This window comes from Devosia sp. Root635 (genome assembly GCF_001427605.1).
GTDB lineage: Bacteria > Pseudomonadota > Alphaproteobacteria > Rhizobiales > Devosiaceae > Devosia.
The window spans coordinates 213,207-239,187 of the sequence record NZ_LMGZ01000018.1 but is presented as its reverse complement, the minus strand read 5'-3'; the positions used below and the strand labels follow the sequence as shown (position 1 = coordinate 239,187).

The window sequence follows — 25,981 nt, the reverse complement described above, 5'->3', positions numbered from 1 at the left end:
TCCCGCCCCGCGACGGGTAGATCACGTCCAGGACGTCCCAATCCCGCTGTCCCCGGCCTGCGCCATCAGCAGGGCGGATGGGCGTCCTGGCCCGAGCCTCCTTCTGTCGTCATCACCCGGCTACGCCACCTCCCGCGCCGCCACCGCCATGCCCCAGGCCAGCAGTTCCCGCGCCACCGCCTCGCTGCTTCCCTCGACATAGCACCGCAATTCCGGCGCATTGCCCGACGCCCGGAAATGCACCATGTCGCCCGCATCGGTGCGGAATTGCAGCCCGTCGATCTGCGACAGCCCCGCGATCCCATGCGGCGCGAACAGCCGCATTGCATAATCCTTGTCCGCCGCCAGCCGCGCGAGGAACGCCGAGCTGCGATCGCTCGGCACGTCCTGCAGCCGGTCGGCCAGCGCGTGCTGCAACGGCAAATCCGCCACCACCTCGGCCACGCTCCGGCCCTTGGCCGCCGCCAGCCCCAGCGCGCAGAGCAGTGGCAGCACCGCATCGCGCGTCGCCAGCGGCGGCAATGCCGCCCCCGCCGCCTTGACATTGTTGCCCACGAAGGTCCCGCCATTGGCCTCGAACCCGATGACCGAGCCCGGCGCGGCCGCCATGGCTTCGACCACATAGGGCGAGCCGACGCGGGTCCGGACGACCCGCGAAAACGCCCCGGTCCGCTCGATCCCCGAATTGGAGGTCACTGGCGTCACCACGCTCTGCGCGCCCAGATAGCGCGCCGCGATCAGCCCCAGCACGTCGCCGCGTACGAAGTCGCCCTGCCCGTCCATCAGCAGCGGCCGGTCGCCATCGCCATCGGCCGACACGATGGCGTCCAGCCTGTGCTCCGCCACCCAGCCAGCCAGCGGCGCGAATACCCCGTCGCCAAAGGCTTCCGTATCGACCGCGACAAACGCCTCGCTTCGGCCCAGGCCGACCGTGTCGGCGCCGAAACCGCGCAGGATGCGGCTCAACAGATCGCGCGCCACCGTGGAATGCTCGAACACCCCGATCCGCAACCCCGCCAGAGCGCCCTCCGGCAGCAATCCGGCAAAGCGCGCGACATAGCGCTCCTCTGCCGCCGCGGCTTCGTCCGCCACGCCGCCTGCCAGGTCCGGGATGGTCTCGTCCCGCAGCGCCGCCATGATGCCCTCCTCGTCCGCCTTGCTGATTTCGCCATCGGGCAGATAGAATTTGAGCCCATTGCGATCCGCCGGAATATGGCTGCCGGTGACCATGACCGAAGCACAACCGGCCGCCATGGCATGTAGCGCCAGCGCCGGCGTCGGGATCGTGCCGCAATCCACCGGCTCCATGCCCGCCGCCGCAATGGCCGCCGCGCAATCCCTGGCAATGGCCGGGCTCGACGCCCGGAAATCCCGCCCGATAAACACCCGCCGCCCCGCGCCTTGACCACGCGCCGCCAGATGCCGCAGGAACGCCGCCACATAGCGCCGCGTCGCCTGCCCTCCCAGCTCCATTGCCAGCCCGCGCAATCCACTCGTCCCGAATTTGAGGCTGCTACCCGGCATCACGCACTCCACGATAATCCCTGAACCACTCGACAAACCGCCTCACGCCGACCGGCACCGGCGTTTCCGGCAATTGCCCGATCAGCGCCTGCAACAGCGCCGTGTCCGATTGCGTTGCCACCACGTCCCCCGGCTGCATCGGCAGCAGGTTGAGCTGCGCCTTCCGCCCCAGCGCCGCCTCGATGGCCGCGATGAAATCCATCAACTCGGTCTGCTTGCCCCCGGCAATATTGACCACCCGGAACGGCGCCACCGCCGAGAGGCTGTCATGCGCCACCGGCCTGCCCAGTTCCGGCACACTGTCCTTCAGCCTGTCGATAGCGGCCACCAGGTCGTCGATATAGGTGAAATCCCGCTGCATCCGCCCGTGGCCATAGACATCGATGGGCCGCCCCTCGAGGATCGCCGTGGCGAACTTGATCGGCGCCATGTCGGGCCGGCCCCACGGCCCATAGACCGTGAAAAACCGCAGGCAGGTCGATGGGATGCCGAACAGATGGGCATAGGAATGCACCATCGCCTCCCCCGCCTTCTTGGTCGCGGCATAAAGCGACACCGGCCCGTCGGCCCGGTCCGTCTCGGCAAAAGGCAGTTTGGTATTCCCGCCATAGACCGAACTGGTCGAGGCAAACAGGAAATGCTTCGGTGGCGCAGCCCGCATGGCCTCCAGCAGATTGCCCGTGCCCACCACATTGGATTGCACATAGCTCTGCGGCGCTTCGAGGCTGTATCGCACCCCCGCCTGCGCCGCGAGATGCACCACGATCTCCGCCTCGCTCCGCGCCAGGGCCGCGCCCAGTCCCGCCGCATCCTCCAGCATGCCCTCGACCGCAACGAATCCGTCCTCCCGCGCCAGCAGGGCTAGCCGCGCCCGTTTCAGCGCCGGGTCGTAATAATCGGTAACCCCGTCGTAACCGGTCACCTTATGTCCAGCAGCCAGCAGGTGCCGCGCCAGGTGAAACCCGATGAACCCGGCCGTCCCGGTAACGAATATCTTCACGTCATGCTCTCATTCCGCCGCATCGGCCAGCCCGCCGCCATCGCCCGCACCCACCGGCCGCCCGATGCTCGTATAGGCAAAGCCATGCCGCGCCACCTCGTCATGCCGATACACATTGCGCAGGTCCACCAGAACGGGCGCCGCCATGGCCGCCTTGAGCCGCGCCAGGTCGAGCGAACGGAATTCGTTCCACTCCGTGACCAGCACCAGCGCATCCGCCCCCTCGGCCACATCATAGGCGCTCTCGCCGCACTCCAGCCCCTCTATCAGCGCCCGCGCCGCCGCCATCCCTTGCGGGTCATAGGCCACCACGCGCGCGCCCTTGTCGAGCAACCCCCTGACAATATCGATCGACGGCGCCTCGCGCATATCGTCGGTATTCGGCTTGAAGGTCAGCCCCAGCACGCCGATGGTCTTGCCACGCACCTCCCCGCCACAAGCCGCGATCACCCGCCGCGCCATGGCCCGCTTGCGCTGCTCGTTGATGGCGATGGTGGTCTCGACCAGCCGCATCGGACTGCCGAAATCCTCGCCGATCCGCACCAGCGCCTGCGTATCCTTGGGAAAGCACGACCCGCCAAAGCCCGGCCCCGCATGCAGGAATTTGCCCCCGATCCGGTTGTCCAGCCCCATGCCCCGCGCCACCTGCTGCACATCGGCGCCCGCGGCCTCGCAGAGGTCGGCCATCTCGTTGATGAAGGTGATCTTCATGGCCAGGAACGCATTGGCGGCATATTTGATCATCTCCGCCGTGCGCCGCCCGGTAAATACCAGCGGCGCCTGGTTGAGATAAAGCGGCCGATAGACCTCGGTCATCACGGCCCGCGCCCGCTCGTCCTCGACCCCCACCACGATCCGGTCGGGCCGCTTGAAATCCTCGATCGCCGCGCCCTCGCGCAGAAATTCCGGGTTGGACACCACGGCCACGTCGGCCTCAGGATTGGCCGCCGCGATGATCCGCGCCACCTCGTCCCCCGTCCCCACTGGCACGGTCGATTTGGTGGCGACCACGGTAAAGCCGCTGACGCTCGCCGCCACCTCGCGCGCCACCGCATGCACATAGCTCAGGTCGGCATGGCCATCGCCACGCCGCGAAGGCGTCCCGACAGCGATGAACACCACCTCGGCGCCCGCCACCGCCCCCGCCAGCTCGCTGGTAAACGACAGTCGCCCCGCGCCCAGATTGGTCCCGACCAGGCCGGCCAGGTCAGGCTCGAATATCGGAATTTCCCCGCGCCGCAGCGCCGCGATCCGGCCCGCGTCCTTGTCGATACACACCACATCATGACCGAAATCGGCGAGGCATGCCCCGGTCACCAGCCCCACATAACCGGCGCCAGCAATGGCGATCTTCATCGCTGTGACCTCCTGCAACTACACCGCCATGATAGCGGCGGCCCGCGTCCCTGTCGCTACTGCGTGTCGGATGGATTGCCGCGCAGCTTCTTGACCTCCGAGCGGATCGACTTGCCCTCGAGCCGCCGCCTTTTACTGGCCAGCGTCGGCCGCGTCGCCACCCGCGCCTTGGGCACATGCGACCCCGCCACCAGCAGACCCACCAGCCGCTCCAGCGCATCGGCCCGGTTCATCGGCTGGTCGCGATGCGAATTGGCCGTGATGACGATCACCCCATCCTTGGTCAGCCGCTTCCCCGCCAGCACCGCCACCCGCCGCTTCATCCCCTCGGGAATATTGGGCGAATTGTTGAGATCGAACCGCAACTGCACCGCGCTCGACACCTTGTTGACATTCTGCCCGCCCGGCCCCGCCGCCCGCACGAACGTCTCCTCGATCTCGGAGGGATCGATGGCGATGGATCGGGTGATGACAATGGGATCAGGCATCAGGCAACGAGTCCTCAGTAGACCTCATGGTGAGCCCGTCGAACCACGAGGTCGTGGCACAATCGAACCCAATCCCCGATCTGTTCCTCCCCCTTCAGGGGAGCCTAGGAGGGGGTATCCAACAAAGACTCTTCCGGCCGCTAGTTCCGATACCTTCCGGCGAAAATAATCTCGCCTTCATGCACCGTCAGCCCCTTGATGGTCGCCCGATACTTTCCCGGCAACCCCTCGGCCTCCACCACCCAGCCCTTCTTCAGCATGCCGGCAAACACCTTCTCGCCGATATCCTTGAAGTCGCCCGGCCCCAACGCATTCTCTTCGCCGAGATGCGTCAGGGCCTTGATTTCGCGATTGGACGGCCGCTGCGGCATCAGGCTGCCTTTGCCGCCTTGAGGTCGGGCGCGGTGGCTTCCGCCATCAGCGCCACCAGCGCATCCATGAACGGCTCCACCTTCTGGCCCTCGGTGCCGAGCCGGCGCACGGAAACGGTACCCTCCTCGGCCTCGCGCTTGCCCACCACGAACAGCAGCGGCACCTTGCCGACCGAATGTTCGCGCACCTTGTAGTTGATCTTCTCGTTGCGAATGTCGAGTTCGGCACGAATGCCCGCCGCCTTGAGCTGGCTCACCAGCTTTTCGGCATAGCCATCCGCCTCCGACACGATGGTCGCCACGACGACCTGAGTCGGCGCCAGCCACATCGGCATCCTGCCGGCATAGTTCTCGATCATCATGCCGATGAACCGCTCCAGCGATCCCAAAATCGCCCGATGCAGCATCACGGCATATTTGCGCGAACCATCCTCGGCCACATAGGTCGCGTCGAGCCGCTCCGGCAGCACATAGTCGAGCTGCAGCGTCCCCACCTGCCACGAGCGCCCGATGGCGTCCTTGAGGTGGAATTCCAGCTTGGGCGCATAGAAAGCCCCCTCGCCCTCGGCGATCTCGAAATCATAGCCGGTCGCCCGCAGCGCATCGCCCAGCGCCTTTTCCGCCGCATCCCACCGCTCGATGGTGCCGCCGAACTTTTCCGGCCGCGTGGCGAGTTTGATGACGACATTGTCGAAGCCCATATGGCCATAGACCGAATAGAGCAGATGCACGAAATGCTCGGTCTCGCTCTGGATCTGGTCTTCGCGGCAGAAGATATGCGCGTCGTCCTGCGTCATCTGCCGCACGCGCATCAGCCCATGCAGCGCGCCATGCGCCTCATTGCGATGGCAGCAACCGAATTCCGCCATGCGCAAAGGCAGATCGCGATAACTCTTGATGCCCTGGTTGAAGATCTGGATATGGGCCGGGCAGTTCATCGGCTTGAGCGCCATCAGCTCGCCCGTGCCACTCAGAACCGGCCCTTCCTCTTCCGTCCCGGGCACTTCATCGGGCACCACGAACATGTTCTCGCGATACTTGCCCCAGTGGCCCGAAGCCTCCCAGAACTTGGAGCTCATCAGCTGCGGGGTCTTCACCTCCACATAGCCCGACGAATTCAACCGGCGGCGGATATAGGCCTCCATCTGGTTATAGAGCACATAGCCCTTCGGGTGCCAGAACACCGACCCCTGCGCTTCCGGCTGGAAGTGATAGAGGTCCATTTCCTGCCCGATCTTGCGATGGTCGCGCTTCTCGGCCTCCTCCACCATATGCAGATAGGCATCCAGCTCGTCCCTGGTCGCAAAGGCCGTGCCATAGATGCGGCTCAGCACCGGATTGTTGCTGTCGCCGCGCCAATAGGCGCCCGCCACCTTGGTCAGCTTGAATGCCGGCCCGACATCCTTGACGCTCCGCATATGCGGCCCGCGGCACAGGTCGATCCACTGGCCTTGCTTATACATCTTGAGGCTCTGGTCGGCCGGAATGGCATCCACCAGTTCCACCTTGAACGCCTCACCCCGCGCCCGGAAAAATTCCTTGGCCTGGTCGCGCGTCCACACTTCCTTGGTAAAGGCCGCCCCCCGGTCGATGATCTCGGCCATCTTCTTCTCGATGGCCGGAAAATCCTCTTCCGAAAACGGCTCGTCCCGCTTGAAGTCGTAATAGAAGCCGTTCTCGATCACCGGCCCGATCGTCACCTGCGTTGCCGGCCACAGCTCCTGCACGGCTTCCGCCAGCACATGCGCCGCATCATGCCGGATTAGTTCCAGCACGTCCTTGGACCCGCTGTCCCGCGTCACGAATTCAATGCGGCCGTCTTCTTCCAGCGCATCCGACAGGTCGGACAAAACGCCGTTCCAGCGCATCGCCACCGTCTTCTTGGCCAGGCTCTTGGAGATGGATTCGACCACGGTGGTCCCGGTCGTGCCACGCGCATAGTCGCGAGCTGCACCGTCGGGGAACGTCACCTTGATCGTCATTTTTCATACTCCAGAGCGCCACAATTGGCGGGTGATATCGGATTATGTGTCGGCTCAATCCGATAAGGCGGCCTGTCTAGCACGGTTTCCGCGCAATTCCAGCCGCAAAGCCACGCCCTCGTGGTTCGAGGGTCGCTCCGCTCCCGCCTCACCATGAGGGCTACTGTTAGCGCTGAGTTCAAAGTAGCCCTCATGGTGAGGTGCGAGCTCTTCGCGAGCCTCGAACCACAAGGGCGTGGCACCATTACCGCCACCGCCCATACCCCCACGGCGCGTACCACCGCCCCTGCTCCGGCACCGCTTCCGGCACCGGATCATAGCCATGCGTCCCCCCCGGCCGGCACCGCCAGAACCGCGCCAGCCCCATCCAGCCTCCCGGCCAGAAGCCGAATTGCCAGATCGCGTCGCGCGTATATTCCGAGCAGGTCGGCAAATGCCGGCAGGTCCGCCCCATGAAAGCCGAGAACGTATAGCGATAAAGGCTGATCAGCAGCACGGCGGCAAATTTGAACGGCAGGTCCACCACGCGCCAGAACCCGGCGATGACTCGATCCATCAGCTTGCCGCCGCAACCGATTCAATCGACTCGGCTTTTTCGATTGCCTCAACCACCGCATCAAACACCAGCAGCGTCGACATATGCCGCGCCGAATAGTCCCGCACCGGTTCGAGATAGCGCAGATCGTCCCATTTGCCCGTGGGTGGCGCGCCATTTTCCTTGAGCATGGCGTGCATTTTCTCGCGGATTTCCCGGAATTCGCCTACCGGTGTCCCGACAATTTCCCGCGCCACCACCGCCGCCGAGGTCTGCCCCAGCGCGCAGGCCGAAATCTCGTGCCCATAGCCGGTGATCACGCCGTCCCGCACCTGCACATCCACCTCGATCATCGAGCCGCAGACCCGGCTCACCTTGCGCGCGCTGGCATCGGGCTGCGCCAGCCGCCCAGGCTGCGGCGCATTGCCCGCAAGGTCGAGGATCTTCTGGGAATAGAGATCGCTAAGTTCCATCAAACGCACAATTCTGTTTCTTGTCGCTCTGGCGCCTACCCCTTATATAGGGGCTCCGAAGCGGGCCGCCACGCAAAGTATGTGCCCTTTGGGAACCAATCCACGCTTGGCGCATCCAATGCGCATCGAAGCGAAAAGGAACCGCCGATGGACGCCCGCGTCAACCCGCTGCACAGCCTGCCCGCCGATGCCCGGCGCCCCGCCCGCCCGACGCAGGAAGAGGCCGAGGCCGCCGTCCGCACCCTGCTGGCCTGGGCCGGCGACGATCCGACGCGCGAAGGCCTGCTCGAAACCCCCGGTCGCGTCACCCGCGCCTATGGCGAATTCTTCGCCGGCTATGAGCAGGATGCCAAGACCATCCTCTCCAAGACCTTCAAGGAAGTCGGCGGCTACGACGATATTGTCCTGGTAAAGGATATCCCCTTCAGCTCCCATTGCGAACACCACATGGTGCCCTTCGTGGGCAAGGCGCATATCGCCTACCTGCCGCATGACGGCGTTGTCGGCCTCTCCAAGCTCGCCCGGCTCGTGGAAGTTTTCGCCCGGCGCCTGCAGACCCAGGAAAACCTGACGGCGCAGATCATCGACGCCATCAACGAACATCTCGGCCCCCGCGGCGCCGCCGTCATGCTCGAAGCCGAGCATATGTGCATGTCCATGCGCGGCGTTCACGCCCACGGCGCCGCCACCGTCACCCACCGCTTCACCGGCGTCTTCGCCGAAGACCGCGTCGAGCAGGACCGCTTCTTCGCCATGATCGGCAAGCGCTGACTAGTGCCACACCCACCGCACGTCACCCTCGGGCTTGAGTGCCTTCCGTCTGGATCAATCCGTCCCGCAGCGGTATGAAGCCCCATGGCCCTGACCCTCACCGACCCCGCCCCCCTCTCCCACGCCGAGCTTGAAGAAGGCACCGCCTTCGCCCCCCGCTTCGACACGGGCGGGCTCGTCACCGTCGTCACCATCGAAGCAGGCAGCAATGACGTGCTGATGCTGGCCCACATGAATGCCGAAGCCCTGTCGCTGACGCTCGAAACCGGCATCGCCCATTACTGGTCGCGCTCGCGCGGAAAGCTCTGGAAAAAGGGCGAAACCTCCGGCGAACTCCAGCAGGTGGTGGAACTGCGCACCGATTGCGACCAGGATGCCATCGTGCTCGTGGTCAACCAGACCGGACGCGGCGCCGCCTGCCACACCGGCCGCAAGAGCTGCTTCTACCGGCGGATAGTGGTCAGCGACGGAACGGTTGCGCTGGAAGATACCGGCCGACCCAGGCTGTTCGATCCCAGGGATGTGTACGGCCATTGAGGCACGCCCTCGTGGTTCGAGGCTCGCGAAGGGCTCGCACCTCGAACCACCCTCATCCTGAGTCGAACCACCCTCATCCCGAGCCTGTCGAAGGAGGGCGTGGCACGATCCTCCTACCCCGCCTTCCGCTCGAACAGCCCCACCATCAATATCCCGGCAAAAAACCCGCCCAGATGCGCCTGCCAGGCAACTGCCATCTGCATGCCCGTAACCAGCGGCAGCAGCGGCACCGCCGCGTTCAGCACCACCCAGATCAGGATGAAAAACCGCGCCCGGTTGTCGCGCCACAGGTCGCCGAAGCTCGCCAGCCGTCGCCCCACGATCACCCGCTCCCCCGTCTCGGGATGCTGCGCCACGATCACCGGCTGGAAGATGAACCGGCAGGCCGCGCCTGTCAGCCCCGCCACTCCGCCCGACGCCCCGATGAGGTATGAGCCCGAATAGAGCGTCGTCGCCGCGAACAGCGCCGCGCCCGCCGCCGCCGAGACGAAAAAGATCGCCAGCATCGGCCCTGCCCCGTAGCGCCGCGACACCGGCGTCGCGAAAATCGCCAGCCAGGCCGCATTGACCAGCAGGTGTTCCCAGCCCGCATGCAGCAGCGCATGGGTGAATGGCGTCCAGATCAGCGGCACGGCCAGCGAAATATCGTCCAGTCCCGCAATGATACGCAGCGGTTGAAAGGCGAACCAGAATATCAGTTGCAACTGCCCCGCCTGGTTAAGCACCAGGGTTGATGCCAGGTGAATGGCCACCAACACCCCGATGACCGCCGTAACGTCGCCCGGCAGCAGGAAGACCGGTTCCCGCCCCGGCTGACGGGGATTTACCGGCGCCTGACCTTGTTCACTCATCACTTCGCTCCGACTCGCTGGCGCCCTGCGCCTTACGCTGTTCTTTTCCACATTGGCCCGCGGCCGTTAACCTTAACTGTTCTTTAAGAGCGCTTTTGCCCCGCGCTTTTGCCAAAGTCGGGTTGTGGCGGCTGCGTTCCAAGGGGGGAGCGCCCCGCCCTACTTGGCGGGTCGAGAAAAAACCATGCAAAAGACGAGCACCAGGACGCTTTACGACTACTGGAATTCCATCCGTGGTGCGCGCAGCGCCCCCGACCGCAAGGATATCGACCCCACGCGCATCCGCGATGCCCTGGCCAATACCTTCATTCTCGAGCTCGATGAGAGCGAGAAATTCTCCTTCCGCCTTGCCGGTTCGCACCTCTGCACCGCCTATTGCCGCGAGCTCAAGGGCCGCTCCTTCTCGGCATTGTGGCACGAGCGCGATCACGACGCGATGGAAACCCTGATCCGCGCCGTCACCGAGGATCACGCGGTGGCGCTGGTGACCTTTCAGGGCACCACCGCGCTCCACACCAAGGTCAGCTTCGAGACCATCCTGATGCCGCTGCGTCACAACGGCTCGACCCATACCCGCCTGCTCGGCGCCATGACGGCGCTGGACGAGCCCTACTGGCTCGGCGTCCAGCCCATTCTCGAACAGCGCATCACCGGCCTGCGCCTGATCTGGCCGGACGATATGGGGATGGAAGATTCGGTGCGTGAAGTGGCGACCAACGTGGTCAACGACGTGGGCTTCGCCGGCAGCGCCGCCCCCATAGCCATGCCCGCCGTGGTCTATGGCCGCACCGCCCGCCGCTACGCCCACCTGGCTGTCATCGACGGCGGCCGACAGTAAGTATTTCCTCTACCCGATCTCTTCAATTTGCGCGGTGTCCAACTGCGCAAATACCCGCATCACAATACTTTGCGTTAACCAAACCCCGTTAGCTTGCTGTGGAAACACAAGCGTCAGTGGTCCGGCGAATGCTCAGCGACGACCTCCCTTCCAGCCAGTACATCGCCCCGGTCCGCACCCGCGCGGAACCGGGCAAGTTCCAGCGTGTGAAGGTATCCGTCCTCGGCCGCTACATGCTGGCCGACCGCCGCGAATTCCCCTGCCAGATCCTCGAAATGTCCCCAGGCGATGCCGTGGTGATCGCCCCGGTCGCCGGCGTGGCCGGTGAAAAGGTCATCGCCTATGTCGATCATGTCGGCCGCATCGAGGGCACCATCCTCAACCAGATGGAAGGCGGCTTCCTGATGGACATCGCCGCCTCGCCGCGCAAGCGCGACAAGATGGCGGCCCAGCTCACCTGGCTGGCCAACAAGGATGTGCTGAACCTGCCCGAGGATCGCCGCCACGAGCGCGTCGTCCCCGATATCCGCCATTCCACCGTCGTCCTCGACGATGGCCGCCGCTACAACTGCAAGATCATCGACATTTCCCTCTCCGGCGCCGCCATCGAGCTCGATGTGCGTCCGGCCATGGGCACGCCGGTCACGCTCGGCCGCATGCGCGCCCGCGTCGTCCGCCATTTCCAGAATGGCGTTGCCGTCGAATTCGCCTCGGCCCAGGAAATGCTGACCGTCATCCAGCAGAACCTGCGCATGAACTGAGGGGACTGCACGGCCCTTGTTGGCTTTCCCAAATGCATTGGGTGTGGCCCACCCCCTTCCCACCCTTGAGGGGCAGGGCTATCGCATATGATTGGCACCATTCCGCCACCACCACCGGGCGGCACCTCCCCCTTGACGGGGGAGGCTGGGAGGGGGTGTTGGGAGCCACGATATAAATCGGGGCTAAACATCCCCCACCCTTGATCCCTCCCCGCAAGGGGGAGGGTGTCGACTGAGAGAGTCGTGGTCTCTCAATTTCCAAAATGCGATGGAGGAGGGAATGAGGATGGGGGGACGGGAGCCACCGAAGTTCGGGCAGGCCCCCATGGTTAACCCCATCCAAATCCAATCGATAAAACACGCTTAAAAACTGCGTGGCACTTTTCCGATCGCCCTAAGTTGCGCTGCCTAACGTGGTCTCCATCAGGGAGATCACACAATGCGTTTCAACAGGAAAGGACTGGGAGCCGCGCTCATGAGTGTCCTTATGACACTCGCCATCGGCAATCCGGCCCAGGCCTTCGACACCACCAATGTTGCTTTCGTGCAGACCGTTGGCGGCACCACCTCAATTCCGGTGGGCCATGCCGAATTCTGCCGGAGCCGCCCCGACGAGTGCCGCGCCAATGCCAACCCCGTCGCGGCCGTACCGCTGACCGAGGGCCTGTGGCAGCAATTGCTCTCCGTCAATGCCGGCATCAACCAGGCCATCGTCCCGGTCACCGACCAGGAACTCTACCAGGTCGCCGAATTCTGGACCTACCCCAACGGCTACGGCGATTGCGAAGACTATGCGCTGGCCAAGCGCCGCGAACTCATCAATGCCGGCTGGCCCGCCTCGACGCTGCTGATGGCCGTGGTCAAGCAGGCCAATGGCGAAGGCCATGCCGTGCTGATGGTCCGCACCGATCGCGGCGATCTCGTGCTCGACAATCAGGTCGGCTCGATCGATCTGTGGAGCCAGACCCCCTACAAGTTCATCAAGCGCCAGTCCCAGGCCAATGCCGGCCAGTGGGTCGACATGATCGACACCCGCGAGATCGTCGTCGCCACGGCGGCGATCGACTGAGCACAACAAGAACAAGCGGGAAGCGCAACTCCCGCCGCCTTCCGGACCCCGCCCAAAGCCTATCCCTGATAGGGGTCTGATGAATGAGGCCGGCTTCGCAACCCGAAGCCGGCCTCATTGTTTGTATCCCTGGGTAGCAGCGGCGCTAAAACCGCACCGCCACATAAATCCCCATGAACAGCAGCCCGGTGACAAACGCCCAGCCGAACGCCACCACCGCCGAAACCAGCGCCGAGGTCATCGAAATCGTGCCGTCCTCCTCATGCTGCCAGCCCATTTGCAGCATGATGTAAGGCCCGCAGACAAAGCTGACCGCCAGGTTGCCCATGGCGGTGACGAAGCTCTTGCCGTCATAGCGCAGCATGGCCTGCTGCCGGGCAAGCCACTGGTAGAGATGCGTTCCGGCCCCCGCTATGCACAAGCCGACGCCAATCAAGAAGGCCGCGAGCAGCAATTCCTTGGTCATGCCCAGTCCGTCCCCGCGCCATCTATTAACCCCTCATTAAGCATATTGCCCGCCTGATGGCCTGTCACCTCCCCTCGGCTGAACTGGTTAACGCTGGACATGAGTTTGCAATCGGCTCCGGCCGGCCGCCATTCCGGCCCTGCCTCGCTGGCCTACAATCTTGCCGGCATTGCCGTCCTGGTGCTGCTGCTCGCCGTGGGCATGGCCTATCTCATCGATGAACTGGGCCGATCGAGCCGCGTCCCGCAGCCATCGCTCGATGACGCCGATACCATCTCGCAGACGATTTCAGGACGCGAGCTGGCGATCCCCACATCCTGGTTCCGCTATGGCGAGCAGATCCGCGACGGCTTCACCAGCCAGATCGACCTGCGCATCCTCTACGCCCCCGAAGGCGTCGAGACCCCCTTGCCGGTCGGCGTCACCCTGTTGCCACGCAGCCGCGCCCGCGCCAGCAGCAGCCTGCTCGACCGCGTCTACCTGCATCAGTTTGCCGATGAAACCCTGGGCGGCGTGCCGGGCCTGGTGGGCAAGCCGATGCTGGCCAGCAACGGCTATGCCGGCGAAAGCGTCTGGTACGACGCGCTCTCGCCCAATCCCTTCGTCGCCAAATGCGTGGCCCCGGTGGCCACCGACGGGGTCGCCCAATGCGTCCGCACCGTCTACCTGCCCAGCGGCATCGCCGCCGTCTACACCTTCGACGCCACCGTCCTGCAATCCTGGCGCCAGTTCGACGGGGAAATGCAACGCTGGCTCACCGCCATCGGCGCGTGGTGAGAGATCGGCTTATGAGGGTAGAGATCCCCAAAAAGAAATCCCCGCTCTCGCGGGGACACTTTCAGACCTCATCCAGGTCGATGTCCAAAATCGACATGTTGAAGATATACGACTTGTCGCCGTCTTCGTCGTCCACGTGAATGAGCCCGATCGATTCATCGCCAATGAACACCTCGACGGAATCGTTGAGCTTCGCGCGCGGCCGCACGTCGATGTTCTTGTTGTTGAACTTCAGTTGCAGGAACTTCTGCAGCTTGATGATCTCGGGATGGTTCACTGTCGGTGTCCTGCTGATTTGCGTTGAGCCGGCAATCTAGTCACCCTGACAACGCATACAACCCCTGACCGGTGCCATTTTAGCGGGAACAAGCTGCTTGGCTGCCTTGCTACTCAGTTGGCGAAGCCAGATCGTGAACCAGCACCATCTGGTCCATGACCAGCGCCGGCTGCGCGCAGCCGGCTTCGCCGATCACCCTGGCTGGCACGCCCGCCACGGTCACGCGCGGCGGCACGTCCTTGAGCACCACCGAGCCCGCTCCGATGCGCGAGCAGTCGCCGATCACGATATTGCCCAGCACCTTGGCCCCCGCCCCGATCAACACGCCATTGCCGATCTTGGGGTGGCGGTCCTGGTCGGACTTGCCGGTGCCGCCCAACGTCACATTCTGCAGCATCGACACATTGTCGCCCACCACCGCCGTCTCGCCGATCACCAGGCCCGTCCCATGATCGAGCATGATGCCCTTGCCCATCGGCACCGCCGGATTGATATCGACCTGGAACACCTGGCTGGCCCGGCTTTGTAGATAGAGCGCGAAGTCCCGCCGCCCCGCCCTGAACATGGCATGGGCAAAGCGGTGCGTCTGGATCGCCTGGTAGCCCTTGAAGAACAGCAGCGGCTCGATCGCCCGGTGGCAGGCCGGATCGCGCTCCAGCGTCGCCGCCAGGTCCACCCGCGCCTTGATCGCAATCTCGGGTGCATCGATGAGCGTCTCGGCAAAAGCCTGGCGGATCAGATCGGCCGATACATCGTCATGGTCCAGCCGCGCCGCCAGCCGATGGGCCAGCGCCTGCTCGAACGAGTCGTGATTGAGAATCGCGGAAATCGCCATATTGGCCAGCGACGGCTCGGCCGCTACGATCTGCTGCGCCCCGGCGCGCACGGCCTCCCAGACGGGATCGACCGCTTTGATCTCTGCAGGCTTACGGGCGCTGCTGGACATGGCGCATTCTCCGCTTCATCGAGAAATACCGATATAAGCCATTCGATGCTCCGGGACAAAGCCCGGACGCACGGTTTGGTTCACATTTACCTGTCCGAGACGAAATTCCTGCCCAGGAAGCCCAGCCCCGCCTGCTTGAACGCCTTGTCGCCTGTCGCCCGCATATGATCGCGCTTGGGGATAACAAAGGCCTCCGCCTGCGGCAGCAATTCGGCCAGCGGACCGGGCGGCCCGGCCATTTCGTCGGTCTCGCCCACAGCCACCAGCACAGGCACGTTGATCCGCCGCACATCCGCCCGCGCCATCGGCTGGCGCGACGTCTCCATGCACGCCGCCAGCGCCTCCCGGTCCGATTTGGTGTGGTCGGCGAAAATGCGGAACTGCCGCGCCGTCTTGTGGGTCAGTTCGCCCAGCGTCGGCGCCCGCAATCCGGCAATGATGTCATTGCCATCGCTGAGCCCGTTGACCAGGTTCATCCCCATGCCGCCGAAAATGGCGCAGGCCACCCGCTCGGGATGTTCGAACGCCAGGAAGGCACTTATCCGCGCGCCCATGGAATAGCCCAGAATGGCGGCGCGCTCGATGCCGAGATGGTCGAGCAGCGCCACGCCGTCGCGCGACATATCCCCCGGATAGTATCGCTCGGGGTCATGCGGCTTGTCCGAATTCCCGTGCCCCCGGTTGTCCAGCACGATGGCGCGATAGCCGGCCCCGGTCAGCGTCTCCACCCATCCGGTGTCGATCCAGTTAACCTTGCCGCTCGAGGCAAAGCCATGAATGCAGAGCACGGGAAGCCCCGAACCAAAGGACTCGTAGGCCAGTGTCAGGCCCTCGGATTGAAAACTCGCCATGCGCAGGTTCCGCTCGTCGATGCTAACAGTGTGTTAGCATTAAGCCGCCAGATGCGGTGTTGTGTGGACTGGCTCGGAGAGTGTCTCCGGGGCCTTTCCTTGCCCCCGTCCTTGGCATATGGTCCGGCCAAATCAAACAGGTTTTTCTCGCCATGGCCCACGGCACCACGCCCCATTTCCACAATACCGAAGGCCTTCGCCAGATCGAGGTCGGCTCCAGGGAATTCCAGTGCGTCGGCGCCCTGCCGCCCTTCGATCACCCCCATATCTATATCGACATGGGCAAGGACAATGAGGCGATTTGCTCTTATTGTTCAACGCATTACGTGTTCAATTCGCGCCTGGCTCCCGGTACCGCCAACCCGCTTTCCGCCATCTTTCACGCCGACGCGGCCTAAAGCATCGGACCGAAAAGTGCGACGCGGTTTTCGGACAAATCCGATGCGAAAACAAAAGGCCAGAGCGCCAGTTCCGATTTCGTCGGAACGGCCGGCGCTCTAAGCCATGCCCGGCACCGGCCGCACCTATTATATCGCCGGTGCGGGAATCACCGGCATGACGCTGGCGCTGGCGCTGGCCAAGTTTGGCGCGTCCGTGGTTATCCTCGAGCGTAGCGCCACCCTTTCCGAATTCGGCGCCGGCCTGCAGGTCAGCCCTAACGCCCGGAAAATCCTCGACAACCTCGGCCTGGACCAGACAATTTCCGCCCGCACCCTCGAACCATCGGGCATCGATATCTACCCCCATTGCGGTTCCGTCCCATTGGTGACGCTGGAGCTTGGCGCCATCATGCGGCAGCGTTTCGGCGCCCCCTATGCCGTCATGCACCGCGCCGATCTCGCCGATGCCCTCTACAAGGCCTGCCGGCGCTTCGCCAATATCGATATCGTCTTCGGCACCCGCAATTGGGACGTGGTCTCCCACGCCCGCGGCGTCACCGTGTCCATCGACGAGGCCAATGGCCAGACCCGCACCAGCCGCGGCCACGCCTTCATCGGCGCCGACGGCGTCCATTCCCGCACCCGCACCGAAATAATCGGCGGCCCACCGGCGCGCTACACATCCAGCGCCGCCTGGCGTACCCTGCTGCAAGCCTCTGCAATCAAAGACAAATTGCCGCTCGACCGGGTTTCGGTTTTCCTCGCGAGAGACGTTCACGCGGTCACTTATCCCCTCCCCCATCGGGGTCAGGTAAACTTGGCCCTGTTCGCCCCGCAGCGAAATCCGTCGGACAAAGGAGAAAGTCCCGCCTTGCCGCCGAGCATCACAAGCTGGCCGCTGCTGTCCTCGATCATCGAGACCGCCAGCGACTGGACATCCTGGCCGCTCTACACCGTCGACGCGCCCCTTTGGCATGCCGGCAATATCGGCCTCGCCGGCGACGCCGCCCACGCCATGGTGCCCTTCCAGGCCCAGGGCGCCGCCATGGGCATCGAGGATGCCGCCGTCCTCGCTCCTCTGCTCATCGCCGAGTCCAATGCCGAAACCGCCTTCGAAAAATACCGCCAGCGCCGCCGCCCTCGCACCGCCCGCACCGCCGGCGTCTCTGCAGTCAATGGCCGCATCTTCCACCTGCCATGGCCATTGAGCATGGCCCGCAACACGGTGATCGCCCTGCAGGGCAGCCGGGGCCACCTGCGCCGGCTGGCCTGGCTCTATGGTTACGAGCCGTAAGCCGCCAGGAAAACCCGCACGGCCTCCTGCGCCACCGCCCGCAATTGCGCATCGTCAGGCAATTCGCCGTCGCCCATCAGCATGGCGCGGTTGACCGGCTCGGCCATGACCAGCCAGTTGAAATTGGTCGCCGCAACCTCCGGTTCGGGGCAGGCCAACAGCCCGCGTGCCTCCAGTCGCTCGAAAATCCCCGCCAGCACCTGCATGGCCCTTTGCGGCCCGCGCTCATAGAGCACCCGCGCCAAGTCGGGAAACCGGCTGACTTCACCGATTACCAGCCGCCGCAATTGCATCAGCCGCGGCGTCATCACCACCGAGAGCTGCCGATAGGCATAGTCGAACAAGAACCGCTCAAGCGCCTCGGCATTGTCGGGCTCGGCCGGCGCCGTGTGCACACGCAGGTCGGCCGCATCGGTCATGGAAGTCACCACCTCGATGAACAGCGCTTCCTTGCTGCCGAAATTCTTGTAGACGGTCTGCTTGGACACCCCGGACATCGCGGCGATCTCATCCATATTGGCCCCGAGATATCCGGATTTGAGAAAAGTTTCCGTCGCTGCCGCCAGCACTGCCTGGCGCTTGCGCGCCGAGCGCCCCGCCCCCGCCGCCATGCCCTCTTCTTCCACAGCCATCCATCGCCTCCAGTCAGGTCCACTTGACAATCATACTAGACAGTCTAGTTTGATGCAATGTTGGAACTGGACCGTTCAGTTCACACTGTCCATGCCAGCCGACCTCACCATCAAGGAGACCCGCTATGGCCAAGGATGAAGCCGAGAAATACTTGATGGAAAACGCCGTCTCGCCCGATCACAAGGTGCGGGTCGACAAGGCGCGGTTCATGGCGATGAAGGATGCGGTGCTCGCCGCGCTGCCGTCAGAGGCACCCGGCATCACCCCGGCCGAGCTGCGCGAGGCGATCAGGCCGATCCTGTCGCAAGAACATTTCCCTGGCGGCGAAAAGGCCGGCTGGTGGATGAAGGGCGTACAACTCGACTTGGAATTCAAAGGCATCATCGCCCGCGGCAGCACCAGGCCGGTGAGGATCTACAAGCTCGCCTAGGCAACGGCACCAGTAGCTCCTGATGAAAACGCGTCGCCGAAATCCTATCTCGCCTCCGCGACCAGCCTGCTCAGCCGCGCCCAAAGATCCTCGATCGTGTCGGCAAATTGCACGGCCCGCTCATAGCCGGGCAGGCCCGGCGACAGCACGTCAGCGGCATAGCCCCGCATCACTTCATAAGCCCGATGCCGATTGAGCATCACCACCGGCGGCGTGCGTCCCTGCGCCCGGGCGGCGGCCCAGCTGCCAAACAGCGTCGAAGCCGAGGCCAGCGAACCGGGCAGCGCCACATAGGCATCGGCCAGTTGCGCCACTCGCGTCAGCCGCTCCTCACGCTCGGGCAGCACTTCCATCGTCACGCCAGCCAGGGCCCTGGGCAGCGCGATGGTCGCATCGGCCACGATCTGCACCAGCCCGCCCGCCGTCCGCGCCGCGGTGATTAGCGGCACCGGGATGACGCCGTTTTCCGCCAGGCACACGATATGGGCGCCGCGCTTGGCAAAATACGTGCCGGCCTGCCCCATGATCGACGCCCGTTCTGGGTCGCCCGGCCCCTTATCCGATGCGAAAACGGCAACGACGGGAGCGGCGATAGCGGGTTCCACCATGCTCATCGGCCGCGCTTCAGGCCGCCGAGAATGCCGCGCACCAGCGCGCTTCCCAGCCGGTTGGCAACCGTGCGCGCCAGCGAATTCATTGCCGCTTCTGCGGGCGTCTGGCGAGTCGAGCTGCGGCGCGGCTTGTCGTCCTGATAGGTCCGTTCGGCCTTGCGCGCCTCGTCGTCCTGCCGCTGGCGTTCCTCCGCCAATTGCCGGTCACGGGCCTTCTTCGCCAGGCTTTCAAAGGCCGAATCCCGGTCGACGACGGTGTCATATAGCCCGGCCACCGGCGAATTGGCGATGATGGCGCGCCGTTCCTCCGGCAAAAGTGGCCCGACCTGCGCCGAAGGGGGCCGGATCAGCGTGCGCCCGACCACCGAGGGAATGCCCTTGGCCTCCAGCACCGACACCAGCGCCTCGCCGATGCCCAGCTGGGTGATGACCTCCTCAGTCGAAAATTCCGGATTGGGCCGGAATGTCTCGGCCGCCACCCGCACAGCCTTCTGTTCGCGCGGCGTATAGGCCCGCAGGGCGTGCTGCACCCGGTTGGACAACTGCGCCAGCACGGTTTCGGGAATATCGACCGGGTTCTGCGTCACGAAATAGACGCCGACGCCCTTGGAACGCACCAGCCGCACCACCTGCTCGACCTTGTCGATCAGCGCCTTGGGTGCATCATCGAACAGCAGATGCGCCTCGTCAAAAAAGAACACCAGCTTGGGCTTGTCAGGGTCGCCCACTTCCGGCAATTCCTCGAACAGCTCGCTCAGCATCCACAACAGGAAGGTCGCGTAAAGCCTTGGCGCGCGCATCAATTCGTCCGCCGCCAGGATCGAGATGAAACCCTTCCCGTCCCGATCCGTCCGCATCAGGTCGGCAATGTCGAGCGCGCGTTCGCCGAAGAAATTCTCCGCCCCCTGCTGTTCCAGCACCAGCAAAGCCCGCTGGATCGCCCCGATCGAGGCGGTGGTGACATTGCCGTAGCGGGTGGAAATTTCCTTGGCCCGCTCCTGGATATCGACCAGCAGCGCCCGCAGGTCCTTGAGGTCGAGCAGCAGCAGCCCTTCATCGTCCGCCAGCTTGAAGGCGATGTTGAGCACGCCTTCCTGCGTGTCGTTGAGCTCGAGCATGCGACTCAGCAGCAGCGCACCCATTTCCGAGATGGTGGCGCGGATCGGATGGCCCTGCCGCCCGAACAGATCCCAGAAGATCACCGGGAATATGTCGTCCTTGAAGTCAGTGAAGCCGATGTCCTGGGCGCGCTGGGTCTGCCAGCCCTGCGCCGCGCCCATCTTGGCCACGCCGCTGAGATCGCCCTTGATGTCGGCCGCGAAGACCGGCACCCCGGCGGCCGAGAATCCCTCGGCCATCACCTGCAAGGTCACGGTCTTGCCGGTGCCGGTCGCCCCGGTCACCAGGCCATGCCGGTTGCCATATTTGAGCGCCAGGTATTCGGGACGCGTGCTGACCCCGAGAAAGATCTTGTCGTCAATAAGCATCGGCGCCGCCATCCTTTGAGTTGGTTTCTTATAGCCGCCCCCATTGCGGCGGGACAACTCGTAACTCTGTTTTCCATTGCTGATGGCGGGATCGGCGCGCGCACGGCACAATGGCTGGATGAAGACAACCATGCTCGCCAATCGCCGCCTTGTCCTGGCCGGGATCGCCAGTCTCGCCGCTCCGCCGGCCGCGCGCGCCCAGTCCGTGCTCGATGCCACGACGCTTGGCGTCGCCGGCGATACCGCCGGAGACCAGGGCCCGTTGCTGCAGGCGGCGCTCGATCAGGCCGCCACGGCGGGCCAGGCACTGCAATTGCCGGCCGGCATCATCCAGGTGAGCGGCCTCGATTTCCCGTCCAATCTGGTGGTCCAGGGCGTTCCGGGCCGCACCGAGCTAACCCTGCTGCCCGATGGCGACAACCTGTCCGTCCACGACCGCGGTTCGCTCGTCCTCCGCGATATCGGCTTCGCATCGGGCACTGCCGGCATCGCCATCGTGGCCAGCGACGACATCACGCTGGAGCGCTGCCGCTTCCGTGGCTCGGAAATCGGCGTCAGCATCGCCGATGCCGGCGTCACCATAAGCGATTGCCATTTCACCGAACTCGGCGATGCCGCCATTCACGCCATGGACAGCCGCGGCCTCTTCATATCGGGCAACAGCATCGACCAGTGCGGCAATGCGGGTATCCGCATCTGGCGCTCGCAGAGCGGTGCGGATGGCTCCATCGTTACCGGCAACCGCATCGCCAATATCGACTGGCGTGGCGGCGGCAACGGACAGAACGGCAATGGCATCAATGTGTTCAAGGCCGACGAGGTCATCGTCGCCAACAACCACATCGCCGATTGCGCCTTCACCGCGATCCGCCTCAACGCCACCAACAATACGCAGGTCAGCGGCAATACCTGCCTGCGCTCGGGCGAGGTGGCGATCTTCTCGGAATTCGAATTCTCCGGCTCGGTCATCGCCAACAATATCGTCGACGGCGCCGCCACCGGCATCTCGATCACCAATCTCGACTCCGGCGGCCAGTTGGCCGTCTGCGCCGGCAACATCGTGCGCAACATCACGCCGAACTCACCGGTCAATCCCGATACGATCCCCATAGGCATTTTCGCCGAGGCGGAAGCGGCCATCACCGGCAACACCGTGCAGAACGTGCCCGGCATCGCCATCGCGGCCGGCTATGGCAGCTTCCTGCGCAACGTGCTGATATCAGGCAACGTGGTCAGCCAGAGCGATATCGGCATCGGGGTGAGCGTGGTGGAGGGGGCCGGGCCGGTTCATCTCGGCAGCAACGCCGTTTCGGCCCGCCAGCACGCCATCGTCGGCCTCGCCTGGACCGAGGTCGTGGAAGCCGACCTCATCGCCAATGCCGGTCGCTACCCGAATGTGAGCGTCCGATAGCGCTCAAACCGTCGTCCGCATCTCGCCCACTTCCGCCCCGCGCACGCTGCTGATCGGCTGGTGCGCCAGCGTTGCCAGCAGCGCCTTCTGTCCGGCATCGGGATCGGCATGTTTCAGCAGCATGCCGGCCAGCATGGCCTGGCTCGCGGCGATATTGCCGTCGTCGCATTTGAGCGCATAGCCCCAGCCCTTGTCGCGGATGGCGCCGCATTGCACACCCTCGGCGCCGATCTTCTGCATCAGCCTGCCCTTGAAGGCCGTCATCAGCAGCGTATCGGCATGGCCGGTGCCGGCCACCAGATGCGGATGGCTGGTCGCCGCGTCGAACAGGCGCCGGGCGGCCGTCGCCAGTTCGGCCGATAGGCCCCTGCCCGTCGCCATGCGGGCAAAGCCATGGGCAAAGGCGCGCAGTGGCGCCGCGAAGGTGGGAATCGAGCAGCCATCGGTGCCGCATTTGCTCTCGGTCAGGCTTTCGCCGATAACCGCCTCGACCGCGGTGCGCACCGCCTGCTGCACCGCATGGTCGCGACCGACATAGCCCGATGTCGGCACGCCCATGGCCAGGGCCACGCTCAGCATGCCGGAATGCTTGCCTGAGCAGTTGTTGTGCAACGGGCTGGGTGGCGCCCCCGCCGCCCGCAGCGCCTCGCGCGCCGCCGCATTGGTCGGCAGATGCGCGCCGCATTCGAGATCGGCCGCCGAAAGCCCCATACGGGTCAGCAGGCCATTGGCTGTCGCGACATGCACGTCCTCGCCGTGATGACTGGCGCAGGCCAGCGCCAGTTCTTCCTCGGAGTGGTGGAACCTGTCTTCGGCATGGCGCGCGAAGATCGGCAGGGCCTGCATGGACTTGATGGCGGAGCGCGGAAACACGGCGCGCTCGATATCGCCGGCCGAAGCAATGATACGGCCGTCGGCATCCACGACGACATAGGCGCCGCGATGGCGGTTTTCGACCCAGTTGCCGCGTATGGTCTCGGCAAGAACGGGATTGGCATCCATCAGAAAAAACTCCGGTCCGGGCTGTTCTCACGAACAGCGCAGGACCGGAAAAGTCAACAGAGCATGGGAAGGAGGTACGCACGAAACACTGGCTCGCATCGGCGAGGGTGGAGACCCGAACGGCCGGCAGTCACGATCTGCGGCGATGAATGAACCGCAGGCTGCCGGGTCTCCGCCATCACCGACGTCCGGCGCTTCGGAAGGAAGCGCGGCCGTGTGGGATCAAAGATCCCAGTCGTAGATGACAGTCAGATAACGGGAATTGACCCAACCCGTCGTGTCGTGCGCATCGACCAGGCACCAGTCCGCGCCGGTCTTGGCTTCGATGCAGCGTTCCACCCACACATGGCTGCCCGGCGTGAAGGCGCCGACCTGCTGGGAGTAGGATGCCGGCCACTTGCGGACATTGAGCTGGTCCCAATGGACCACGCCCGTCACCTGCGCCAGCTGATCGACCTGGTAGCCGGCGGCCATGGCGGGCTGCACGGCGAAGGCGCCGGCGGCGGCAATCACCAGGCCGCAGAGCGTGGCGACCAGAACTTTTTCCTGTTGCTTGTTCATCGTGTCCCCCTGGACAGTTCGGTTGTTGAAAGCACCCTGCCCGATCCCGCTTGAACTGGTCCTGAGACCGATGTTCAGAAACCGTTCATCCTAGCGGGCAGGGTTGCCTGGGCTCAGCGCAGGTTGCGCTGGTGGACGTAGAGGGTGATGCTGTCGCCGCCGCCGAAACGCAGCGAAACGACGTCCTGGCTGTCGTAGCCCTCGGCAGTCAGCGCAGCCATCAGCGTGGCGTTGCGGGCGATGGGCAGGCGCAGCGTGTCCACATTGCCCTGCACGAAAAGCCAGCCATAATCGTCGTTGCGACCGATCAGCCCATCCTCGCAGACGGGAACAAGGTAGACCGGCTGCCCATCGATCGACTGGATATGGGCGCGGGTCACGCGCGGCATGTAGTGCAGCGGATAGGCGCAGTCTTCTTCAGCTTGCATGCCGGGGCCGCCCGGCGGGGGGCCGGCGAGGAACTGGGCCGCGCTGGGCAGCGTGGCGGCAGCACTGGCAAGGCCGACGAGAACGGCCAGAACGGTGGTCTTGAGCATTTGTCGTCTCCTGTGTGAGACCGCCGACAGCGGTCATGTCGATACCTGTCATCGACCGTGCTGCCAGTTCTGCGCCCGGGCGCTTGAACCGCTGCTGAGACGTTCATTCATCACTTGTTTACCCACCGACCGATGCGCGTGCATGTTGGCAGTCGCCCGGTTCCGGCTTAGGCTACGGCTGCTGCGAGAGCAAAAATCATGAGAAAATAGAGGAGGTTCGCATGCCCAAGGTTCTGGTGACTGGTGGTAGCGGCAAGCTCGGGCGCGCCGTGTTGCGCGATCTGGTGGCGCATGGCTACGACGTTCTCAACCTCGACCAGCACGCTTTGCCCGAACCCATCTGTCCCAGCGTGCGGATCGACCTGACCAATTTCGGCGAAGTCGCCGCCGCCATCCTTGGCGGCGTGGACGAACGCAAGGGGCCGTTCGACGCCGTCGTGCATCTGGCCGCCATTCCGGCGCCCGGCCTTGCCGCCAATGCCCGCACCTTCGCCAACAATGTGCCCACGACCTATAATGTGTTCGAGGCCAGCCGCCTCGCCGGCATCAAGAACATCGTCTTTGCCTCCAGCGAAACGGTGCTCGGCCTGCCCTTCGAGACGCCCCCGCCCTATGCGCCGGTCGACGAGGAATACTATCCGCGTCCCGAATCGGCCTATTCGCTGGGCAAGCTGCTGGACGAAACCATGGCCGCCCAGTTCTGCCGCTGGGACCCTGCCTTGCGCATTGTCGGTCTCCGCTTCTCCAACGTCATGAACCCGGAAGACTACGCGGCCTTCCCCAAATTCGACGCCGATCCGCGCAGCCGCAAATGGAACCTGTGGGGCTACATCGACGCCCGCGATGGCGCCCAGGCCGTGCGCCGGTCGATCCAGGCGGATTTCAGTGGCTTCGAGGCTTTCATCATCGCCAATGCCGATACGGTCATGAGCCGGTCCAACATGTCCTTGCTGGCCGAGGTCTTCCCCGACGTGCCCGTCAAGGGCAATCTCACCGCCAATGGCACGCTGCTCTCCATCGAAAAGGCCAAGCGCATGCTGGGCTACTCCCCGCAATACACCTGGCGCAACGAGGTCGCCGCCAAGGGCTAGGCCCAATCCAGCTGCATATGAAATGTGCAAAATCTGCACTTGTGCTTTTTCTGGGCACCGGCATAGCTACAGTCGATGCCCAACCCCGACCTCTCAGTTCTGATCGTCGACGAAAATCGCATCCGCGCGTCCATCATCGAGGATGGGTTGCGTGAGGCCGGGCATACGCGCGTCGCCGTCATCCATGACGTCAACGAGGTGGCGCGAACCATCCAGGCCACCATGCCCGACGTCATCGTCATCGACCTCGAAAATCCCAAGCGCGATACCCTCGAGCATTTCTTCTCGCTGTCCCGCGCCATCCAGCGCCCCATCGCCATGTTCGTCGACCGTTCGGACGGCGCGATGATCGAAAAGGCCGTCGAGGCCGGCGTCTCGGCCTATGTGGTCGACGGGCTCAGGAAGGAGCGCGTCAAGCCGATCCTCGACATGGCCATTTCCCGCTTCAACGCCTTCTCCCGCTTGACGCGGGAACTGGAACAGGCGCGTGGCGAACTCGATGATCGCAAGCTCATCGAGCAGGCCAAGGGCATCCTGATGCGGACGCGCAATCTCAGCGAGGCCGACGCCTATACCCTGCTCCGCTCCACCGCGATGAACCAGAACCGGCGGATGATCGACATCGCCCAGGGCCTTGTGACCGCAGCCGCGCTCATGGCCCCCTAGCCGGCG

General features: G+C 64.4%; 31 protein-coding genes. 12 read left to right on the top strand and 19 right to left on the bottom strand.

Going from position 1 to position 25,981, the window contains the following annotated elements; translation table 11 throughout:
- Window positions 1-120 precede the first annotated feature (120 nt).
- The 8 genes from ASD80_RS10475 to ASD80_RS10440 all read right to left on the bottom strand — a co-directional run bounded on the left by ASD80_RS10475 (window position 121) and on the right by ASD80_RS10440 (window position 7,729).
- Window positions 121-1,524: a hypothetical protein gene (locus ASD80_RS10475; protein ID WP_056232476.1), complete on the bottom strand. Its 1,404-nt coding sequence runs from the start codon at window positions 1,522-1,524 to the stop codon at window positions 121-123.
- Window positions 1,514-2,524, bottom strand: coding sequence for an NAD-dependent epimerase/dehydratase family protein (locus tag ASD80_RS10470; RefSeq protein ID WP_056232474.1), 1,011 nt, complete (start codon window positions 2,522-2,524; stop codon window positions 1,514-1,516). Before ASD80_RS10470 ends, ASD80_RS10475 begins: the two co-directional genes overlap by 11 nt.
- Window positions 2,525-2,533: 9 nt before the next feature.
- The gene (locus ASD80_RS10465) at window positions 2,534-3,880 is read right to left on the bottom strand and encodes a UDP-glucose dehydrogenase family protein (protein WP_056232472.1); all 1,347 of its coding nucleotides are present in this window, start codon (window positions 3,878-3,880) and stop codon (window positions 2,534-2,536) included.
- A 56-nt stretch (window positions 3,881-3,936) separates the two neighbouring features.
- Complete coding sequence (gene arfB, locus ASD80_RS10460; protein ID WP_056232470.1) at window positions 3,937-4,368, bottom strand: alternative ribosome rescue aminoacyl-tRNA hydrolase ArfB; 432 nt, start codon at window positions 4,366-4,368, stop codon at window positions 3,937-3,939.
- Window positions 4,369-4,508: 140 nt separating this feature from the next.
- Window positions 4,509-4,739, bottom strand: a complete 231-nt coding sequence (locus tag ASD80_RS10455; protein ID WP_056232468.1) for a hypothetical protein — start codon at window positions 4,737-4,739, stop codon at window positions 4,509-4,511.
- Window positions 4,739-6,721: a threonine--tRNA ligase gene (gene thrS, locus ASD80_RS10450; RefSeq protein WP_056232466.1), complete on the bottom strand. Its 1,983-nt coding sequence runs from the start codon at window positions 6,719-6,721 to the stop codon at window positions 4,739-4,741. The genes ASD80_RS10455 and thrS overlap by 1 nt, the downstream gene beginning before the upstream one ends.
- A gap of 244 nt (window positions 6,722-6,965) precedes the next feature.
- Entirely contained in the window at window positions 6,966-7,277 is a 312-nt protein-coding gene (gene yidD / locus ASD80_RS10445) for a membrane protein insertion efficiency factor YidD (RefSeq protein ID WP_056232464.1), read from the bottom strand.
- Entirely contained in the window at window positions 7,277-7,729 is a 453-nt protein-coding gene (locus ASD80_RS10440) for an iron-sulfur cluster assembly scaffold protein (protein ID WP_056232462.1), read from the bottom strand. The genes yidD and ASD80_RS10440 overlap by 1 nt, the downstream gene beginning before the upstream one ends.
- Window positions 7,730-7,876: 147 nt before the next feature.
- Here ASD80_RS10440 and folE point away from each other — a divergent pair, with 147 nt between their 5' ends.
- Both folE and hisI read left to right on the top strand, forming a co-directional pair.
- Entirely contained in the window at window positions 7,877-8,500 is a 624-nt protein-coding gene (gene folE / locus ASD80_RS10435) for a GTP cyclohydrolase I FolE (protein ID WP_056232461.1), read from the top strand.
- A gap of 84 nt (window positions 8,501-8,584) precedes the next feature.
- A complete protein-coding gene (gene hisI / locus ASD80_RS10430) occupies window positions 8,585-9,037 on the top strand; it encodes a phosphoribosyl-AMP cyclohydrolase (RefSeq protein WP_056232457.1) in 453 nt (150 codons plus the stop codon).
- 113 nt (window positions 9,038-9,150) lie between these two features.
- On the opposite strand, the gene ASD80_RS10425 is transcribed toward hisI, so the two are convergent.
- Window positions 9,151-9,888 carry a rhomboid family intramembrane serine protease gene (locus ASD80_RS10425; RefSeq protein ID WP_056232454.1) on the bottom strand — a complete coding sequence of 246 codons (738 nt, stop codon included), beginning with the start codon at window positions 9,886-9,888 and terminating at the stop codon, window positions 9,151-9,153.
- 184 nt (window positions 9,889-10,072) lie between these two features.
- Here ASD80_RS10425 and ASD80_RS10420 point away from each other — a divergent pair, with 184 nt between their 5' ends.
- The 3 genes from ASD80_RS10420 (at window position 10,073) to ASD80_RS10410 (ending at window position 12,556) form a co-directional block, all read left to right on the top strand.
- A complete protein-coding gene (locus ASD80_RS10420; protein ID WP_056232451.1) occupies window positions 10,073-10,726 on the top strand; it encodes a PAS domain-containing protein in 654 nt (217 codons plus the stop codon).
- 128 nt (window positions 10,727-10,854) lie between these two features.
- The gene (locus tag ASD80_RS10415) at window positions 10,855-11,487 is read left to right on the top strand and encodes a PilZ domain-containing protein (RefSeq protein ID WP_056232447.1); all 633 of its coding nucleotides are present in this window, start codon (window positions 10,855-10,857) and stop codon (window positions 11,485-11,487) included.
- 475 nt (window positions 11,488-11,962) lie between these two features.
- Window positions 11,963-12,556 carry a transglutaminase-like cysteine peptidase gene (locus ASD80_RS10410; RefSeq protein WP_082555195.1) on the top strand — a complete coding sequence of 198 codons (594 nt, stop codon included), beginning with the start codon at window positions 11,963-11,965 and terminating at the stop codon, window positions 12,554-12,556.
- A gap of 145 nt (window positions 12,557-12,701) precedes the next feature.
- Here the strand turns inward: ASD80_RS10410 and ASD80_RS10405 are convergent, their stop codons facing one another.
- Window positions 12,702-13,022: a DUF6949 family protein gene (locus ASD80_RS10405; RefSeq protein ID WP_056232441.1), complete on the bottom strand. Its 321-nt coding sequence runs from the start codon at window positions 13,020-13,022 to the stop codon at window positions 12,702-12,704.
- Window positions 13,023-13,121: 99 nt separating this feature from the next.
- Here ASD80_RS10405 and ASD80_RS10400 point away from each other — a divergent pair, with 99 nt between their 5' ends.
- On the top strand, window positions 13,122-13,799 hold the full coding sequence (locus ASD80_RS10400) for a hypothetical protein (RefSeq protein ID WP_156460404.1): 678 nt from the start codon (window positions 13,122-13,124) through the stop codon (window positions 13,797-13,799).
- A gap of 61 nt (window positions 13,800-13,860) precedes the next feature.
- Here ASD80_RS10400 and ASD80_RS10395 read toward each other — a convergent pair whose 3' ends face one another.
- The 3 genes from ASD80_RS10395 to ASD80_RS10385 all read right to left on the bottom strand — a co-directional run bounded on the left by ASD80_RS10395 (window position 13,861) and on the right by ASD80_RS10385 (window position 15,873).
- Window positions 13,861-14,076: a DUF3126 family protein gene (locus ASD80_RS10395; protein WP_056232434.1), complete on the bottom strand. Its 216-nt coding sequence runs from the start codon at window positions 14,074-14,076 to the stop codon at window positions 13,861-13,863.
- Window positions 14,077-14,185: 109 nt separating this feature from the next.
- Entirely contained in the window at window positions 14,186-15,022 is an 837-nt protein-coding gene (gene cysE, locus ASD80_RS10390; RefSeq protein WP_056232432.1) for a serine O-acetyltransferase, read from the bottom strand.
- Window positions 15,023-15,108: 86 nt separating this feature from the next.
- Window positions 15,109-15,873 (bottom strand): alpha/beta fold hydrolase, encoded by a 765-nt coding sequence (locus ASD80_RS10385; RefSeq protein ID WP_056232428.1) that lies wholly within the window; start codon window positions 15,871-15,873, stop codon window positions 15,109-15,111.
- A 152-nt stretch (window positions 15,874-16,025) separates the two neighbouring features.
- Between ASD80_RS10385 and ASD80_RS10380 the strand changes: the two genes are divergently transcribed.
- Together ASD80_RS10380 and ASD80_RS10375 are read left to right on the top strand one after the other, a co-directional pair.
- Window positions 16,026-16,271 carry a zinc-finger domain-containing protein gene (locus ASD80_RS10380; protein ID WP_056232425.1) on the top strand — a complete coding sequence of 82 codons (246 nt, stop codon included), beginning with the start codon at window positions 16,026-16,028 and terminating at the stop codon, window positions 16,269-16,271.
- Between the two features lie 106 nt (window positions 16,272-16,377).
- Window positions 16,378-17,547, top strand: a complete 1,170-nt coding sequence (locus tag ASD80_RS10375) for an FAD-dependent monooxygenase (RefSeq protein ID WP_056232423.1) — start codon at window positions 16,378-16,380, stop codon at window positions 17,545-17,547.
- Here ASD80_RS10375 and ASD80_RS10370 read toward each other — a convergent pair.
- On the bottom strand, window positions 17,535-18,179 hold the full coding sequence (locus ASD80_RS10370; protein ID WP_156460403.1) for a TetR/AcrR family transcriptional regulator: 645 nt from the start codon (window positions 18,177-18,179) through the stop codon (window positions 17,535-17,537). The genes ASD80_RS10375 and ASD80_RS10370 overlap by 13 nt on opposite strands.
- Before the next feature lie 125 nt (window positions 18,180-18,304).
- On the opposite strand from ASD80_RS10370, the gene ASD80_RS10365 reads away from it, so the two are divergent.
- Window positions 18,305-18,610, top strand: a complete 306-nt coding sequence (locus ASD80_RS10365) for a DUF6958 family protein (protein WP_056232416.1) — start codon at window positions 18,305-18,307, stop codon at window positions 18,608-18,610.
- 44 nt (window positions 18,611-18,654) lie between these two features.
- On the opposite strand, the gene ASD80_RS10360 is transcribed toward ASD80_RS10365, so the two are convergent.
- Together ASD80_RS10360 and ASD80_RS10355 are read right to left on the bottom strand one after the other, a co-directional pair.
- Entirely contained in the window at window positions 18,655-19,224 is a 570-nt protein-coding gene (locus ASD80_RS10360) for an LOG family protein (protein WP_156460402.1), read from the bottom strand.
- The gene (locus ASD80_RS10355) at window positions 19,221-20,708 is read right to left on the bottom strand and encodes a helicase HerA-like domain-containing protein (protein WP_056232765.1); all 1,488 of its coding nucleotides are present in this window, start codon (window positions 20,706-20,708) and stop codon (window positions 19,221-19,223) included. Before ASD80_RS10355 ends, ASD80_RS10360 begins: the two co-directional genes overlap by 4 nt.
- A gap of 130 nt (window positions 20,709-20,838) precedes the next feature.
- Here ASD80_RS10355 and ASD80_RS10350 point away from each other — a divergent pair, with 130 nt between their 5' ends.
- Window positions 20,839-22,119, top strand: coding sequence for a TIGR03808 family TAT-translocated repetitive protein (locus ASD80_RS10350; RefSeq protein ID WP_162247347.1), 1,281 nt, complete (start codon window positions 20,839-20,841; stop codon window positions 22,117-22,119).
- Between the two features lie 3 nt (window positions 22,120-22,122).
- Here the strand turns inward: ASD80_RS10350 and ASD80_RS10345 are convergent, their stop codons facing one another.
- From ASD80_RS10345 to ASD80_RS10335, 3 genes are all read right to left on the bottom strand, one after another.
- Window positions 22,123-23,121, bottom strand: a complete 999-nt coding sequence (locus ASD80_RS10345; RefSeq protein WP_056232408.1) for an asparaginase — start codon at window positions 23,119-23,121, stop codon at window positions 22,123-22,125.
- Between the two features lie 222 nt (window positions 23,122-23,343).
- Window positions 23,344-23,682: an SH3 domain-containing protein gene (locus tag ASD80_RS10340; RefSeq protein WP_056232405.1), complete on the bottom strand. Its 339-nt coding sequence runs from the start codon at window positions 23,680-23,682 to the stop codon at window positions 23,344-23,346.
- Between the two features lie 113 nt (window positions 23,683-23,795).
- Window positions 23,796-24,218, bottom strand: a complete 423-nt coding sequence (locus ASD80_RS10335; protein WP_056232403.1) for a hypothetical protein — start codon at window positions 24,216-24,218, stop codon at window positions 23,796-23,798.
- A gap of 221 nt (window positions 24,219-24,439) precedes the next feature.
- On the opposite strand from ASD80_RS10335, the gene ASD80_RS10330 reads away from it, so the two are divergent.
- Window positions 24,440-25,309, top strand: coding sequence for an NAD-dependent epimerase/dehydratase family protein (locus ASD80_RS10330; protein WP_056232400.1), 870 nt, complete (start codon window positions 24,440-24,442; stop codon window positions 25,307-25,309).
- Window positions 25,310-25,384: 75 nt separating this feature from the next.
- Entirely contained in the window at window positions 25,385-25,975 is a 591-nt protein-coding gene (locus ASD80_RS10325) for an ANTAR domain-containing response regulator (protein ID WP_056232396.1), read from the top strand.
- Window positions 25,976-25,981 lie beyond the last annotated feature (6 nt).